We start from the raw sequence: 14,604 nt of genomic DNA on the forward strand, positions 1-14,604 counted from the left end.
TGGCATATGCCAGGGTGGCGCGTTCCTGCTGACAGAGCTGGGACGCGCCACCAATCTCGTCAACAGCCGCTCCACATGGGCCTCTTGGCGGCTATCGTGGGACGGAGCCCAGCTGTCCGGAACCGTTCCACGCAGGGGGAAGCCGTGGCGCTGAAGCACGAGCCGACCACGCCGCAGCACTCGGTGCAGAGCGCCCTGCGGGTGCTCGAGATCGTCGCCCGGCACGACGGCGGCGTCACCGACGTCGAGCTCGCCCGGCAGACCGGACTGCCCGCACCCCGGCTCGCCGCCCTGCTGCGCATGCTGCGCCGCGAGGCGTACGTCGAGCAGGTGGCCGACGGTGCGTATGTGGCCGGCGCATCCCTCGCCCGCCTCGGCTCGGCCCACTGCCGCGACCAGGCCCTGCGGGACAAGCTGAAGCTGACCCTCGACGGGCTGCGCGACTCGATCGGCGCCGCCGTCTACATCAGCCGGTACGAGGACGGCGAAATCAAGATCACCGACTTCGCGGACGGCCCCCGCACCCCCAAGGTCAACGAGTGGGTGGACTTCCGCTCCTCCGCGCACGCCAGCGCGGTCGGCAAGAGCCTGCTGACCCAGCTCGACCTGAACGGCCGCAGGGACCACCTCTCCCGCCACAAGATGGCCCGCCTCACCTCCCGGACGATCACGAACGAGCGGGTGCTGCTCAACCGCCTCGCCGCCCAACCCGCCACCGTCCCGGTCCTCGACCTCCAGGAGTACGCGGTCGGCACGGTCTGCGCCGCCGTCCCCATCACCGCGGGCTCCGCGGTCGGCTGCCTGGCGCTCTCCCTGCCGGTGGAGCACGCGCACCGGCTGCGGGAAGCGGCCCGGACGCTCAACCGCGGTGCGGCGCCCGTGCTGCTCTCGCTGGCGATCTAGGCACGCCTCGCGGGCGGTCCCGAGCACCCTCCGGGACCAGGTATTATTTTCGAGTCAGCAGGCGCCGCTAGCTCAGTTGGTTAGAGCAGCTGACTCTTAATCAGCGGGTCCGGGGTTCGAGTCCCTGGCGGCGCACTAGCGATCAGGTCGCTGACCTAGGGCTTCTCGGTTCTCCGAGAAGCCCTTTCGCGTTTCTCAGGTGCCGCTCGTCGCCGTGATCAGATCCCAGGCCGCCCCGTCGGGCTGGAACACCTGGTCCTTCACCTCGGGCGGGCGCATCCCCGCGGCGACCCTGCGGTGCCAGTTCGCCACGAAGGCGGGCGCCGGCACGGGCAGCACGCGCGCGGCGGCGAGGGCGCCGCCCGCACGTGCCCGCCGGTAGTGCGGGTTCGCCCGGCACAGCTCCTCGTCGAGCACGCCCGCGAAGGACGTCACGCCCGAGGTGTCCGCACCGCTCAACGCGGCGGCCACCGTGTAGTGGTGGGACCCGTCCGCCCGCTCCGGCCTGGCGGTCATGTTGATCACATCGATGCCGGTACGTCGCGACGCCTCGGCCACCGCACGCACCAGCTGCATCTCGCGCAGCCGCTCTCCCGCCACGTCCGAGAGGCCCGCCCGGCCCGCGTACGCGACCCGGGGCGCCGCTCCCACCCGGTCCACGACGTGGGCCACATCGCCCAGGACATAGCGGTACAGGCCGCCCAGGTGCGAGAGGACGACGTGGTAGTCGCGGCCGGGTTCCAGCTCGCCGTACAGGAGGGTGGGGGTGTCCGCGCGCACGTCGTCGGCCGCGTCGACGAACTCGTACAGCGCGGACGAGACGGCCAGGTGGCCCGCGTGCGGGTGCCGGTCGAGCGGCACCCCCACCGGCCCCTCCGAGGCCGCCGCCGGGGTGGGAAGGACGGTGACGTCGTCGCCGTACACCTCCCGCAGGCGCGGCAGATACAGCGAGGCGACGCCGCCGGTCCAGCAGTAGAGCACGCGGACGCGGGGCCAGACCGCGGCAGGCGCGGGGCCGTGCCGCTCGAGCTCGGCGGCGCGGACCGGGTCGGGGGTGCCTCCCGGGCGGCCGCCGAGGGTGCCGTCGCGCACGTCGCGCAGGATCCGCGGCCACCACTGGGCGAGCAGCTCGGGCAGCATCGCGAGCATCGTCGGATTGTGGCCGATCACGCAGCGCACGTCGTGCTCCACGGCCATGCGCAGACGGAGGTAGAGCTTTTCCAGGTAGTCCCGCTCGTCCACCGGCACGGGCAGCTCGGCCCACGGCGCCTCGCTGCCGGGCTCCCGGAGGGTGACCCCGAAGCCGCCCCGCAGATCGGCCTGGCTCGGGCCGAGGCTCGGCCGCCCCGACCGCGTGGTGTTCGGCCGTGCGAGCCGGTCGTGGCGGAGGTTCAGGGTGGCCGCGCCCAGCGAGAGGGACTCGGGGAAGTACTCGGCGGGCACGCCCATCGCCGCACGGAAGTAGGGCAGGTAGACGTTCCTGAGGAACGGCTCCGTCACCGGTATCCGCTTGCGCGAGCCGGTGCTGCCGCTGGTGGTGAAGAAGAGCCGCGGCTCCGCACGGGTGAGCACACCGGGTGCGCCGTCGGCGGCGCGGGCCAGCCAGGGGTCGTACTCCTGGTAGGTGCGCAGTGGCACCGCCCTGCGGTACTCGTCGAGCGTGCGGACGCCCGAAAGGCCGTGCTCCGTGGCGAACTCGCTGCCCGCGGCCTGGGCGAGCAGTTCCTCGAAGACGTGGCGCTGCGCCTGGGCGGGGTCGGCCACGGAAGCGGCCAACTGGCCCTTGGCGCGGACCAGTTCCTGCCGGAAGGCGGCGTCGCCCGGGTGGTTGCGCGGAGGTCGCACGGTCACTCCTTCATGGCGCGCAGGACGTGGTCGGTGGTGGCGGCGATGTCCTGGCCCGCCGGGACGTGCTCGACACGCAGGCCCCTGACCGCGTCGAGGAGTCCTGCCCGCAGGTCGCGCTGGAAACGGGTGAAGGACTCCACGTCGGGTGCCGGCCCGTAGTACTCCATCGGGTTGCACAGGGCTCCCGCGCCACTGCGCCGCCACGCGGTGGCCGGCGCCACGTCCAGGAGGACCACACCGGACGGGCGCGGCAAGGACTGCCAGTACTCCTGCCAGGGCCCGTCGGTCAGGCCCAGGAGGCGGCATTTGACCAGGATCTTGTAGTAGTAGGAGTCCAGGAGCGGGGTGCTCTCCGGCGGCGCGGTGAGGACGCTGTCCCGCAGGTAGGCGACCGCGACGTTCAGCAGCGCCATGACGTAGTCCGGTGAGTTCCCTCCCGCGTACGCCTTGCCGAGAGCGGCAGGCAGCTGGGCCAGGGCGCGGTAGTCGCCGGTCAGCATCGGCGGGTCGTACGACGTGGGCCGTACGCGTCCGCCGCGGTCCGCGAGGGCGGCGAGTACCGACGACTTGCCGCAGTAGTCGGTGCCGAGCAGGACCCAGAAGTCCGGGTCAGCCACGGGCGTCCTCCTCGGCCTCGACGCGCGCGAAGGCGCGCAGCCGGTCGGGGTCGCACGGGTCCTGATGCACCCTCACATAGCAGGGCTCGGCGATGGGTTCTGGCAGCTCCTCGACGTGATGGACCGTCAGTACGTCACCGGGGGCCAGGACTCCGGTCAGCACGGACTCGGCCAGGGTGTGATTGACGTGCACCAGATAGCGCGGCAGGGAGAGCCCCGCGGTGGCGACCGTCATCCGCCGGCGCCGGGCGCCGCCGCCCCGCCGCGCCGGCCCCGCGGGGGCGTGGGGCACGTCGAGCGTGAAGGGGCCCGGCAGGACGGAGGGCAGGTCGCCCTGGACCGCCCGCAGCAGCAGGCGCAGTTCGCGGTGGGTGACGCGGGGGCCGGCGGCGTACCAGGCGACCTGGCCGTCGGGGGCGACGACGGAGGGCGGCAGACGGCCCGCGAGGTTCCGCGGATTGCCCGCGAGGAACACGGTCCGGGTGAAGTCGGCCTGCCACCGCGCCCGGTCCCGCGGGGGCAGCCAGGTGGCGAAGTCCAGTGCGGAGCGGGCGAATCCGCGCGGGTCGAAGCCGCGCAGCACCGCCACGGCGGACGCCCCGGTGCGCCGCGGTCCCGCGGCGCGTATGCGGGTGTCCAGAAGCTCGCGGAGTTCTTCTTGCGTGTGCATTCAGACGTACACCTTTTTGAGCAGTGTCCGGCCCGCGGATGCCCGGTCCCGCGCGAGCAGGGCGGTGGTGAGCCGGTAGGGGTCGACGTACGGATGCGGGCGCGCGTGCCGGCGCAGGTGCCGGACCAGGCCCGGGTCGGCGGCGCCGGGGTCGTGGTCCGCCGGGAGTTCGGCGAGCAGCCGCGCGGCCCGCGCCATGCAGCGCCCCACCAGTTCGGGCCGGTAGGGCTCGCGGTCGCCGCGGCCCAGCGTCGCGACGAAGTAGAGCCGCATGCCGAGCCGGTAGGTGCGCGGGCCCACCAGGTCGAGGAACCGCCCGGCCAGGTCGGCCGCCGTGCGGCCCTGCCAGCCGCCGTACCTGCTGGAGGGCGGCGGGCCCGCGGCCCTGCCGTCGGTGCGCACCCGGCCGACGGAGACCAGGCAGACCCGGGCGCCGAGCCGGGACAGGACGTAGCGCACGAGGACGTAGTCGGGCAGCGACGCGCTGTCGAAGGGGAGCACGATGGCGTCGTACGCGCCGATCAGCGGGACGAGTTCGCGCAGCACCCCGGCGAGGTAGTTGGCCTGACCGTCGGCGCCCGCGAGACGGCGCAGGGGGAGGCCGTGCGCGGTGCCGTCCAGGTAGACCGGGCCGTTCCAGGGCCGGTGGTCGACGCACAGACCGTGCTCGGCCAGGAGGTCCACGAGGGCGTCGAGCGTGATCAGCGGGGGTTTGTGCACCCGCAGGCCCGGGTCCGGGATGCCGAGTTCCCGATAGCGGTCCACCCACAGGTCGAGGATGCGTGCGCCCGCCGGATGCAGGGCGCCGCTGCCGCCGATGGGACCCCGCAACTCGGGGCCGGACTCCCGCTCCCGCTGGTAGGCGACGTACAGACCGCCGATCCTCTCCTCGTCGAACGCGGAGAAGTCCGTCCCGGGGTACACGGCGTCGAGATGGGCCCAGAAGCCGTGGGTCTGCGCGTTGTCGACACCGACCGTCCAACTGTGCAGATGGTCGGTGGAATGCAGCAGTCCGGTGGCCCGGTGCAGCACGTCGCTCCAGAGCAGTCCTTTGACGTGGCTCAGGGTGAGCGGCTTGGTCGGGGCTATCGGGACGGGGGCGACGAGCACGCGCCACCGTGCGGGGTCGTCGCTCGGCATGCCGGGACTCTATGTCCGGCCGCCCGGCCCGCCGGGCCTCCCGGACGAGGACTGCAGGAACATGCCAGCTACCGTCGCCGGGCCGTCCCCCGGGCCCTCTGCCGCGTCCCGGCACGGCGCCCGCACCGCCGGGTCCTGCGGAAAACCCCACCCCGTTCGACGGCAATCCGCATACCGCCGCCGAGCCACGGTTTCTAGCGTTGCTGATGAATCCCGATGGCTGTGCCACAGCCGCCGTCCCGCCAGCTTGGAGAAACCGCATGGATCTCGTGACTCTCGCCCTCCCCCAGGAACCCGCGGGCGGCATCGCGGGCTGGGCGGCCGACCTCGTGGACGCGATGGGCGCTCCTGGCGCCGGTCTCGCCATCGCCCTGGAGAACCTCTTCCCGCCGCTGCCCAGCGAGGTGATCCTGCCGCTGACCGGCTTCGCCGCCGGACAGGGCGTGATCAGCCTGGCGTCCGCGCTGTTCTGGACCACGCTCGGCTCGGTGGTCGGCGCCGCCGTCCTGTACTGGATCGGCGTGCTGTTCGGCCGTGAGCGCATGCACGCCATCTGGGCCAAGCTGCCGCTGGTCAAGAGTTCCGACCTGGAGCGCACCGAGCAGTGGTTCGCCAAGCACGGCACGAAGGCGGTGCTCCTGGGCCGCATGGTGCCGATCTTCCGCAGCCTCATCTCGATCCCGGCCGGTGTGGAGCGCATGCCGCTGCCGGTCTTCCTGGCCCTGACCACCGTGGGCAGCCTGGTCTGGAACTCGGTCCTCGTGATGGCGGGTTACTGGCTCGGCGACCAGTGGGACACCGTGGGGACCTACGTCGGATTCCTCTCCAAGGCCGTCGTCGTCCTGGTCGTCGCCGCCATCGTCGTCTACGTGGTCATGTGCGTGCGGTCCAGGAAGCAGCCGCAGGCGCAGCCCCAGCACCGCCGTACCTCCTGACCCACGACGATGACAGGCAACGCGACAAACACCCGTCCCCTTCCCGTCCAGGCTGAGCGATCTTGCCCCGGCGGTGCGGCGGCACTAGTGTCGGCAGGCGTGAAGGGGGACCTGGCAGGCGCGGACACCCATCGTCTTCCGTCGCCGCTCGACCCGCGGCCGGAGAACGGTGGCGCCCTCGCACCCCCGGTGCAGCCGACGGCGCGCCTCCTGAGGGTGGCCGGTGTCCTGCTCAGCTGCTTCACCGCCCTGCTCGGCCTGCTGTACTTCATGCTGGCCGGCGCCCTGCTCGGCGCCTTCCTGCTGTGGCCGCGCACCCGCGGCAGGGCCCACGCCCTGCTCGTCGCGGGGGCCCGCAGGCTCGCCGCGCTGGAGCGATCGAGGCGCTCGGTCTTCTTCCACGACAGGTTCCCCGAGCACCACGCCTCCGACCAGCAGGTGTTGCGCTACCTCGCGGCCCGTACGTACACCGGCCTGCTGTGCAGCATCGTGGTCGGACTGCTCGTCTTCGGCGTCATCCTGGCCGGGCTGCTCGCCGCGGGCGTCGCCCGGTCCACGATGACCTGGCAGGAGCTGCTGACCCAGGTGGTGCTCGGCAGCGTCCTGCTCTTCCTCGACGTACAGGGCCTCTTCTCGCTGGCCGCCCTGGACACCCGGCTGGCCCGGGAGTGCTTCGGGCCCTCCGAGCGCGAGCTCCTCGAGCGGCGCATCAACGAACTGGCCGCCAGCCGCGCCGCGGTGGTGCACGCGGTGGACACCGAGCGGCGGCGCGTCGAACGCGATCTGCACGACGGCGTCCAGCAGCGTCTCGTGGCGCTGGCCATGCTGCTCGGCCGGGCCCGGCGCAGCAAGACGCCGGAACAGGCGGACGCTCTCCTGGAGCAGGCGCACAAGGAGTCCCAGGAAGTCCTCACCGAACTGCGCGAAGTGGCCTGGCGGGTCTATCCGTCGGCGCTCGACAACCTCGGTCTGCAGGAGGCACTCGGCGGGGTCTCCGAGCGGTGCAGCATTCCGATAAGGATCGAGTACGACGTTCCCGAGCCGCTGCCGCCGTCCCTGGAGACGGCCGCCTACTTCGTCGTGTCCGAGGCCGTGACCAACGCGGCCAAGCACTCGTCGGCCGAGGACATCTTCGTCAGCGTCAAGGCGTGCGACACGTTCCTGGCCATCCTGGTCCGCGACAGCGGCGTCGGCGGCGCCGATCCGGCGGGCAGCGGTCTGACCGGACTGCACAGCCGGGTGGCCGCGCTCGACGGCAGCCTGAACGTCCACAGCCCCATCGGGGGCCCCACCACCATCACCGCGGAGCTGCCGTGCGCGTAATCCTCGCCGAGGACTCGACCCTGCTGCGAGAAGGGCTGATCCGGCTGCTCACCGAGGAGGGCCACGAGGTGCTCGCCGGGGTGGGCGACGCCGTCTCGCTGTTGCGTGAGGTGGAGACGCAGACGCCGGACATCGTGGTCACCGACATCCGGATGCCGCCGACCCACACCGACGAGGGGTTGCGTGCCGCGGTGGAGATCCGCAAGCGCTGGCCCGGCGTCGGCGTGCTCGTGCTCTCCCAGCACGTGGAGCGCAACTACGCGGCGCAGCTGCTGACTTCGAACGCCGAACGGGTCGGCTACCTCCTCAAGGACCGCGTCGCGCAGGTCGACGAGTTCCTGGACTCGCTGGAGCGGATCCACGCGGGCGGCGCCGCCATCGACCCCGAAGTCGTACGGCAGCTGGTCATCCGCACCACGCACACCGACCCCCTCTCCCGCCTCACGCCCCGCGAGCGCAGCGTCATCGAGGCGCTGGCGCAGGGCCACACGAACGCGGCCATCGCGCAGAAGCTGCACATCTCGCTGAGCTCGGTCGAGAAGAACCTCAACATGATCTTCGACAGGCTCGAGCTCTCGCACACCACCGGCTACAGCCGCCGGGTGCTCGCGGTGCTGCGGTACCTGGAGTCCTGACGCCGCACGGACGACGACTGGCCCCGGATCCGCACCGCGGGTCCGGGGCCAGTCGCCTGTGGGGGGTTCTCTGGTCACCTGCTCCTACTCGAAGGAGTAGGGGTTGAGCGCGTCCTCCGGCAGGTGCTCGAGCTCGACGCGGTCTCCGATGCCCGCCTCCTCGGCGAGTTCGAGGAACACGTCGAAGGCCACGTGGTCCTCGAGCGCGAACCCGGTCGAGTCGAAGACGGTCGTCTGCTCCCGCAGCGGCTCGGTCAGTTCCGGGTTGGCGCACAGCGTCAGCAGGTCGGGCCCGAGGTCGCTCTCCTCCAGCTGCTGGCACTCGCCCTCGCGCAGCGCCTGGCCCACGTGGTCGGCGGTGACGAAGGACGAGGTGAGAACGGCCTTCGGCACCTCGAACTTGCCGATGAGGTCGGCGCCGATGGCGTTGATGTGGACGTGCGGGCGCAGGTTCTCGCCCGGCAGGACCGGACCCTCACCGACGCCGACGGAGGTGACGGTGCAGATGATGTCCGACTGGGCCTCGATCTCGGCGAGCGTGGCGACGCGGACCTCGGCGTCCAGGAAGTCCACGCGGCTCGCGTACGAGGCGGCGTGCACGGCATCGATGTCGTACACGAGGATCTGCTCGATCGGGAAGACCCGGCTGAGGGCGTGCGCCTGCGTCACTGCCTGCGCGCCCGCGCCGACCAGGCCGAGGACCTTGCTGTCGGGCCACGCGAGCAGCTTGCTCGCGATGGCCGCCGCGGCGCCCGTACGGATCGCGGTGGGCAGAATGCCGTCGCCGACGGCGAGCAGCCGGCCCGTCACGTCGTCGTAGCGGGTGAGGGATCCGATGATGGTCGGGAGCTGGAACGTCTCGGGGTTCGTCGGTGTGTAGCCCACCGTCTTGATCGTTATGGAATTTCCCGGCTGATGATGCGGCATCCACTCAAGGATCGCCGTGTCGTCCGGGCCGCGGAGGAACCCTTCCCGGGAGGGCGTCACGCCTTCGCGTCCCGGGGTCGTGAACACCTCTTCCAGCCGGGCGATCATCCGGTCCATGAAATGGTCACGGCCGTTCTCCTGGACGAGCTTGGCAACATGCTGCCGGGTGAGGATCAGGGTTTCCACTTTTCTCCCTCGAATAGCATCGCTCTTGGCACTTAACTGCCAATTGAATTCAATCCGGCTCGGTTTGAGCCCAGACTGTGTCCGATCCGCGCCGGATCGAGCCATTTCGCAAGAAGCTGTATTACTCGGATCCGCCTTTAGAAAGTAACGGCCGAAATTTGCGCGGGTCAAGATTCTACGGCTCCCTTACGGTTTCCCGCAGGGTCGACCCTGCGGGAAACCGCAGGGTCGGATCTGCGGAAACCTCTGGATACTGCGGTGGTTTACCTCGTATCCACGTCCTGGGCGCATCACTAGCGTTGCTCTCGTCGTCAGCGGACAGCCGCTCCCGGCGGACCGTGCAGCAATGGAAGGAATAAACGGTGCGAAAGAAACCGGCAACGGTACGGATCGCGCGATGGAGCGCTACACATTCGTGGACGGCCATCGGACTCTGGATCGCCTTCGTCGTCCTGTGCCTGTTCCTGGGCGGAGCGGCCGGCACCAACAAGATCAGTGACGACGAGTCGGGCGTCCGCGAGTCCGGCCGCGCGGGCAAGATCGTGGCCTCCGGGGACTTCACCGAGAAGGCCGAGGAGAACGTCCTGATCACCGCCGAGTCCGGCGGCGCCCTGGACAAGCAGTCCGCGCAGCGGGCCGCCGCCGACGTGCAGCGCCGGATGAAGGCGCTCGACGGCGTGGAGAGCGTCGGGGATCCGGTGCCCGCGCCGAACGGCAAGGCGCTCCTGGTGCCGGTGGTCATGAAGGGCGACACCGAGAACGCGGACACCCGCGTACAGCCGCTGCTCGACGCCAGCGCGGCCGCGGAGGAGGCCAACGCGGGCCTGCGGATCGAGCAGGTGGGCACGGGGTCGACGGCCAAGGGCCTCTCGGAGACTCTCGGCGAGGACTTCAAGAAGGCCGAGCTGATCAGCCTTCCGCTGACGCTGCTGATCCTGCTGGTCGTGTTCGGCGCGATCATCGCCGCCGGTGTGCCCGTGCTGCTCGCGATGTCCTGTGTGGGTGCGGCCATCGGCCTCTCCACGCTCGCCTCGCACGTGCTGCCGGAGACCAGCGCGGTCACCAACGTCATCCTGCTGATGGGCATGGCGGTGGGCGTGGACTACTCGCTCTTCTACCTCAAGCGGGAACGCGAGGAGCGCAGGCGCGGCAAGTCCCACATCGACGCGATCGAGATCGCGGCCGAGACCTCCGGCCACACCGTCGTGGTGTCCGGCACCACAGTGATCGTCGCCATGGCCGGCCTCTACCTGGCCAACGAGCCCACGTTCGCCTCGCTCGCCACGGGTTCCATCATCGTGGTCGCGGTCGCCGTGCTCGCCTCGCTGACGGTCCTGCCCGCCCTGCTCGGCAGGCTCGGCTCGTGGGTCGACCGTCCGAAGGTGCCGCTCCTGTGGCGGCTGACCATGCGCTCGGGCGAATCCCGGGTGTGGCCGGTGCTCCTGAAGCCCGCGCTGTCCAAGCCGTGGCTCACGCTCGTCGTCTCCGCGGGCGCCCTGGTGCTGCTCGCCCTGCCCGCGCTCGACATGAAGCTCAAGCAGCCGGGGTCGGACGACCTGTCCAGGGACATCGCCGTCGTACGGGCCATGGACCGGCTCACGGACGCCTTCCCGAGCGAGGGAACCGTGCACCAGGTCTCGGTGCGCGTCCCGGCCGGTGAGGGCGCCGAGGCCAAGGCCGCCCTGAACAAGCTGCTCGAACGGACCGCGGACGACAAGCGCTTCGCGCACGACCAGAAGCCGACGATCAAGGAGTCCGCGAACCACCGGGTGTTCACCGTCAACGTGGGCACGCCGTTCCAGCCCAAGAGCGACGGGGCCAAGGAGTCGCTGGACGTCCTGCGCGCCTGGCTGCCGCAGGCGATGGCCGACGTGCCCGACGCCGAGCACGGTGTCGGCGGCAAGGTGGCCCAGGGCGTGGACTTCACGGACCACCTCAAGGAACGCATGCCGTGGGTGGTGGGATTCGTCCTGCTCCTGACCTTCGCCACCATGATCCTGATCTTTCGCTCTCTGGCCGTGGCGGTCTCGGCGATCCTCCTGAACCTGCTCTCCGCCGCTGCCTCCTTCGGTGTCCTCGCGGCGGTCTTCCAGAACACCTGGGCCGAGAAGCTCCTGGACTTCCACAGCACCGGGGCAGTCGTGTCCTGGCTGCCGCTGTTCCTGTTCGTGGTGCTCTTCGGCCTCTCGATGGACTACCACGTCTTCGTCGTGAGCCGGATCCGCGAGGCGGCCGCGCAGGGCACGTCGGTCAAGGACGCGGTCCGCGAGGGCATCACGAAGTCCGCGGGTGTGGTGACCAGCGCGGCGATCGTCATGGTCGGCGTCTTCGCGATCTTCGGAACGCTGAGCATGGTCGAGTTCAAGCAGCTGGGCGTGGGCCTGGCCGCGGCGATCCTGCTCGACGCCGTGGTGATCCGCATCTTCGTCCTGCCCGCGCTGATGACGGTGATCGGCAAGTGGAACTGGTGGCCGGGCCGCGTCTCGTCCGGCGGCCGTCACGGCCAGCCCCCGACGGGCTCCGACACCGACGCCCAGGGCCACCCGCAGGCTCAGCAGCAGCCTCAGTACGCACAGTTCGCGGCGCAGCAGCAGGGCTACCAGCAGCAGCCGGCACAGCAGCAGGGCTACGCGCAACAGCCTCCGCGGCAGCAGGGCTACCAGCAGCAGCCCTCGCACCGGCAGCCGGAACAGCACCACCAACAGCCCTACCAGCAGCCGCAGCCTCCGCTGCCGCCGCGTGATTCCTCGCGGCCCGACTTCTACCAGTAGGTAGAGCGGGTCCCTCCGACGGAGGGAGGGCGTCCTGGCACCCCCGGCCAGACGTCCTCCCTCCTTTCTTCGTTCTTCCCCGGCGCCGTCCGCGGCCCCGGGCTCCCGGTGGCAACTTCCTGTCTGCAGCTTCCTGCCAGCGGTGTCCCGCCGGGCAGCCCCGCGCTGCCAGGGTGACGGGCATGGCTACAGCAACCGGCAGAGCCGGGATACGCGCCCTGTTACCGAAGTTGAGGCTCCTGTTCCTGACGATCGCCCTCGGCCTGATCTCCTCCGGAACCCTCACGGCACCGGCAGCGGCGGCCCCCGCTCACGCCGCCTCCGGATGGCAGCCCGCACAGGCCCCGGACGCCGCCCGGGGCTTCAGTTCGTTCGTGCCGTTCGGCGGCGGCTCCGCGGTCGCCCGCAGCAGTGTGCAGACGAGCAGCACCTGCCTGCCCTGCGAGTACGACCACTCCCTGTGGAGCAGGCAGGACGGCGCCGCCGCATGGCGCGCGGTCCCGCTGCCGGCCGGCGTCTCGACCGACGTCCTGGCCGGCACCGCGCCGGACGACGCGTGGGGCTTGGGCCGCAACGACCGCGGCTACTTCAGCGCGCACCACTGGAACGGCTCGGTGTGGACCGACCGGACCTACCCCGACCTGGAGATCCTGGCTGCCCGTGCGACGTCGCGCGGCACCCTCTGGGCGGTCGGCAGCTACCGCGGCGCGGGTGACGCGACGATCCCCGGGGCGGTCGCCCGCTGGGACGGGACCAAGTGGTCCCTGACGCAGCTGCCCGTCCAGAACCACTGGACCAGCCTCAAGGCGCTGCACGTGGTGTCCGAGAAGGACATCTGGGCCGTCGGCTCGACCACCGAGCGCACCCTGAACGGCCAGTCGCGACCGTATGCGGTGCACTGGGACGGCTCGTCCTGGACCGAGGTCGGGCTGCCGTCCGTCTCGGCCCTCTCGGGCAGCGCCAACGCGGTCACCACCGGCCCGAACGGCGAGGTGTGGATCGGCGGCATCGACCGCAACCCGTGGGCGGACAACGGCTCGGGTCCGCCCAAGGCCTTCGCACTGCGGCGCAGCGGCACCGAGTGGAAACTGACGTTCGTCCCCGCCGTCCAGGCGACCGGTGACGAGAGCAAGGACAACCTCGCCGTGCGGGCCCTGGCCTTCCACGACGGGCAGTTGCTGGCCGGGCTCACCGCGCACGAGAGCAAGAACCAGGCCCTCGCCCGCTGGACCGGCACGCGCTGGGAGCCGGTTCCCGGACCGGGGGCGGGGACGTTCTCCGAGGTGTCCGCGCTGACCAGCACGGCGGACGGGACGCTGTGGGCCAGTGGCCTGCACTCCCCGCGCCATCAGTACAAGGGATACGCCGCTTCGCTCGCTCCGGGGGCGGATGCCGACTGACCGTACGGCCGGAACGCGGGGATAGGGGAGGCGCCGGTGGCGCCTCCCCTCAGAGTGCGAAGAAGTCCGCTCAGAGTGCGAAGAAGTCCACGATCGCCTTGTTCACGCCTGCCGGGTCCTCCAGGTAGCCGTAGTGGCCGCAGTCGGGCATCAGGGTGAACTCGGCGCCCGGGATGGCGTCGGCGACCTCGCGGCCCAGGTGCGGCGGGGTGATCAGGTCGTCGGCGAAGGACATCACCAGGGTGGGGACGCGGATGCCGCGGTAGGCGGCGAGCCGGTCGTCCATGTTGCTGATGTCCATCTGGGCGCGCTGGCCGGGACCGGCCGGTGGTGAGAGCTCGAACAGGTCGAGCCAGTCGGCCATGTCCCTGTCGTCGTTCAGTGTCCGCGGGGACAGGGACTTCAGGGCGCGCAGCACAGCGGCGTACTCGGCGGGCAGCCGCACCCCGGAGTCGTGCAGTGCGATCTCGGCGCGGGTGAGCCGTGCGCGCAGCACGTCGGTGCGGCCGCGCGTGGCCATCAGGACGGCCTGGCGGACCAGCTCAGGGCGGGCCAGGGCGAGTTCCTGGGTGACGAACGCGCCCATCGAGGTGCCCACGACACGGCACGGGCCGATGCCGAGGCGCTCGATGAGCCCCGCCACGTCGTCCACCATGTCCTGGAGGGTGAAGCCCTCCGGGCACTCGGAGGTCGGCGGGATGCCGCGGTTGTCGAAGGTGATCACGCGGTGTCCCGCGGCGGTGAGCGCGGGCACCTGGTGCAGCTCCCAGACCGTGCGGCCGCCGCCGGTGCCCTGGATGAGCACCACGGGGTCGCCCTGCCCGGTGTCCTGGTAGTTGAGTCGGATTCCGTTCACCGGGATGACCGGCATGTCTCATGTCTCCCTGGTCGTGCCGGCGGCCCGCCGGCCGGGCGGGTGTGCCGGCGGGCGGGCCGCATGACTGCGCGCGGCGGCGTCAGGCCGCGGCGCCCGAGCCCTCCATGGACGCGATCAGGCTCTTGGGGCGCAGGTCGGTCCAGTTGGCGTTGATGTACTCCAGGGCCGCCTCGCGGGTGCTCTCCCCCAGGGCGGTGCTCCATCCGGACGGGATCTCGACGAAGGCCGGCCACAGCGAGTGCTGCCCCTCGTCGTTGACGAGCACGAGGTAGGTGCCCTCGGGGTCCTCGAAGGGATTGCTGCTCATTCGATTGCTCCTTCTGGAGAGACTAGAGAAATGCGAATCCGATTCCGCGGGTTGCGCGCGGTCTT

Annotated in this window: 13 protein-coding genes and 1 tRNA gene; 7 read left to right on the plus strand and 7 right to left on the minus strand. The window is 71.1% G+C overall.

Annotated elements, in window-relative coordinates; all coding sequences use genetic code 11:
• The first annotated feature begins 144 nt into the window (after positions 1 to 144).
• Positions 145 to 903 (plus strand): IclR family transcriptional regulator C-terminal domain-containing protein, encoded by a 759-nt coding sequence (locus ABXJ52_RS13515; protein WP_367042192.1) that lies wholly within the window; start codon positions 145 to 147, stop codon positions 901 to 903.
• Positions 904 to 964: 61 nt separating this feature from the next.
• Positions 965 to 1,038: transfer RNA gene (locus ABXJ52_RS13520), tRNA-Lys, on the plus strand.
• Positions 1,039 to 1,098: 60 nt separating this feature from the next.
• Here the strand turns inward: ABXJ52_RS13520 and ABXJ52_RS13525 are convergent.
• The 4 genes from ABXJ52_RS13525 to ABXJ52_RS13540 are packed head-to-tail and all read right to left on the minus strand — an operon-like array spanning position 1,099 to position 5,178.
• Positions 1,099 to 2,748: a GH3 auxin-responsive promoter family protein gene (locus ABXJ52_RS13525; protein WP_367042193.1), complete on the minus strand. Its 1,650-nt coding sequence runs from the start codon at positions 2,746 to 2,748 to the stop codon at positions 1,099 to 1,101.
• Between the two features lie 2 nt (positions 2,749 to 2,750).
• Positions 2,751 to 3,368: a hypothetical protein gene (locus ABXJ52_RS13530; protein WP_367042195.1), complete on the minus strand. Its 618-nt coding sequence runs from the start codon at positions 3,366 to 3,368 to the stop codon at positions 2,751 to 2,753.
• Complete coding sequence (locus tag ABXJ52_RS13535) at positions 3,361 to 4,038, minus strand: DUF6182 family protein (RefSeq protein ID WP_367042197.1); 678 nt, start codon at positions 4,036 to 4,038, stop codon at positions 3,361 to 3,363. The genes ABXJ52_RS13530 and ABXJ52_RS13535 overlap by 8 nt, the downstream gene beginning before the upstream one ends.
• On the minus strand, positions 4,039 to 5,178 hold the full coding sequence (locus ABXJ52_RS13540; protein WP_367042199.1) for a hypothetical protein: 1,140 nt from the start codon (positions 5,176 to 5,178) through the stop codon (positions 4,039 to 4,041).
• Between the two features lie 260 nt (positions 5,179 to 5,438).
• Between ABXJ52_RS13540 and ABXJ52_RS13545 the strand changes: the two genes are divergently transcribed.
• The 3 genes from ABXJ52_RS13545 (at position 5,439) to ABXJ52_RS13555 (ending at position 8,071) form a co-directional block, all read left to right on the plus strand.
• On the plus strand, positions 5,439 to 6,113 hold the full coding sequence (locus tag ABXJ52_RS13545) for a DedA family protein (RefSeq protein ID WP_367042201.1): 675 nt from the start codon (positions 5,439 to 5,441) through the stop codon (positions 6,111 to 6,113).
• A gap of 99 nt (positions 6,114 to 6,212) precedes the next feature.
• Complete coding sequence (locus tag ABXJ52_RS13550) at positions 6,213 to 7,436, plus strand: sensor histidine kinase (protein WP_367042203.1); 1,224 nt, start codon at positions 6,213 to 6,215, stop codon at positions 7,434 to 7,436.
• Positions 7,427 to 8,071 carry a response regulator transcription factor gene (locus ABXJ52_RS13555; protein WP_367042205.1) on the plus strand — a complete coding sequence of 215 codons (645 nt, stop codon included), beginning with the start codon at positions 7,427 to 7,429 and terminating at the stop codon, positions 8,069 to 8,071. The genes ABXJ52_RS13550 and ABXJ52_RS13555 overlap by 10 nt, the downstream gene beginning before the upstream one ends.
• 84 nt (positions 8,072 to 8,155) lie before the next feature.
• On the opposite strand, the gene ABXJ52_RS13560 is transcribed toward ABXJ52_RS13555, so the two are convergent.
• Positions 8,156 to 9,184 (minus strand): ornithine cyclodeaminase family protein, encoded by a 1,029-nt coding sequence (locus ABXJ52_RS13560; RefSeq protein ID WP_367042207.1) that lies wholly within the window; start codon positions 9,182 to 9,184, stop codon positions 8,156 to 8,158.
• Between the two features lie 362 nt (positions 9,185 to 9,546).
• Here ABXJ52_RS13560 and ABXJ52_RS13565 point away from each other — a divergent pair, with 362 nt between their 5' ends.
• Positions 9,547 to 11,955, plus strand: coding sequence for an MMPL family transporter (locus ABXJ52_RS13565; RefSeq protein WP_367042208.1), 2,409 nt, complete (start codon positions 9,547 to 9,549; stop codon positions 11,953 to 11,955).
• Between the two features lie 182 nt (positions 11,956 to 12,137).
• Complete coding sequence (locus tag ABXJ52_RS13570) at positions 12,138 to 13,355, plus strand: hypothetical protein (protein ID WP_367042209.1); 1,218 nt, start codon at positions 12,138 to 12,140, stop codon at positions 13,353 to 13,355.
• A 70-nt stretch (positions 13,356 to 13,425) separates the two neighbouring features.
• Here ABXJ52_RS13570 and ABXJ52_RS13575 read toward each other — a convergent pair whose 3' ends face one another.
• Together ABXJ52_RS13575 and ABXJ52_RS13580 are read right to left on the minus strand one after the other, a co-directional pair.
• Positions 13,426 to 14,226 (minus strand): alpha/beta hydrolase, encoded by an 801-nt coding sequence (locus tag ABXJ52_RS13575; RefSeq protein WP_367042210.1) that lies wholly within the window; start codon positions 14,224 to 14,226, stop codon positions 13,426 to 13,428.
• Positions 14,227 to 14,311: 85 nt separating this feature from the next.
• Positions 14,312 to 14,539 (minus strand): MbtH family protein, encoded by a 228-nt coding sequence (locus tag ABXJ52_RS13580; protein WP_367042212.1) that lies wholly within the window; start codon positions 14,537 to 14,539, stop codon positions 14,312 to 14,314.
• Positions 14,540 to 14,604: the final 65 nt, after the last annotated feature.

It is taken from the genome of Streptomyces sp. Je 1-332, from assembly GCF_040730185.1.
GTDB lineage: Bacteria > Actinomycetota > Actinomycetes > Streptomycetales > Streptomycetaceae > Streptomyces.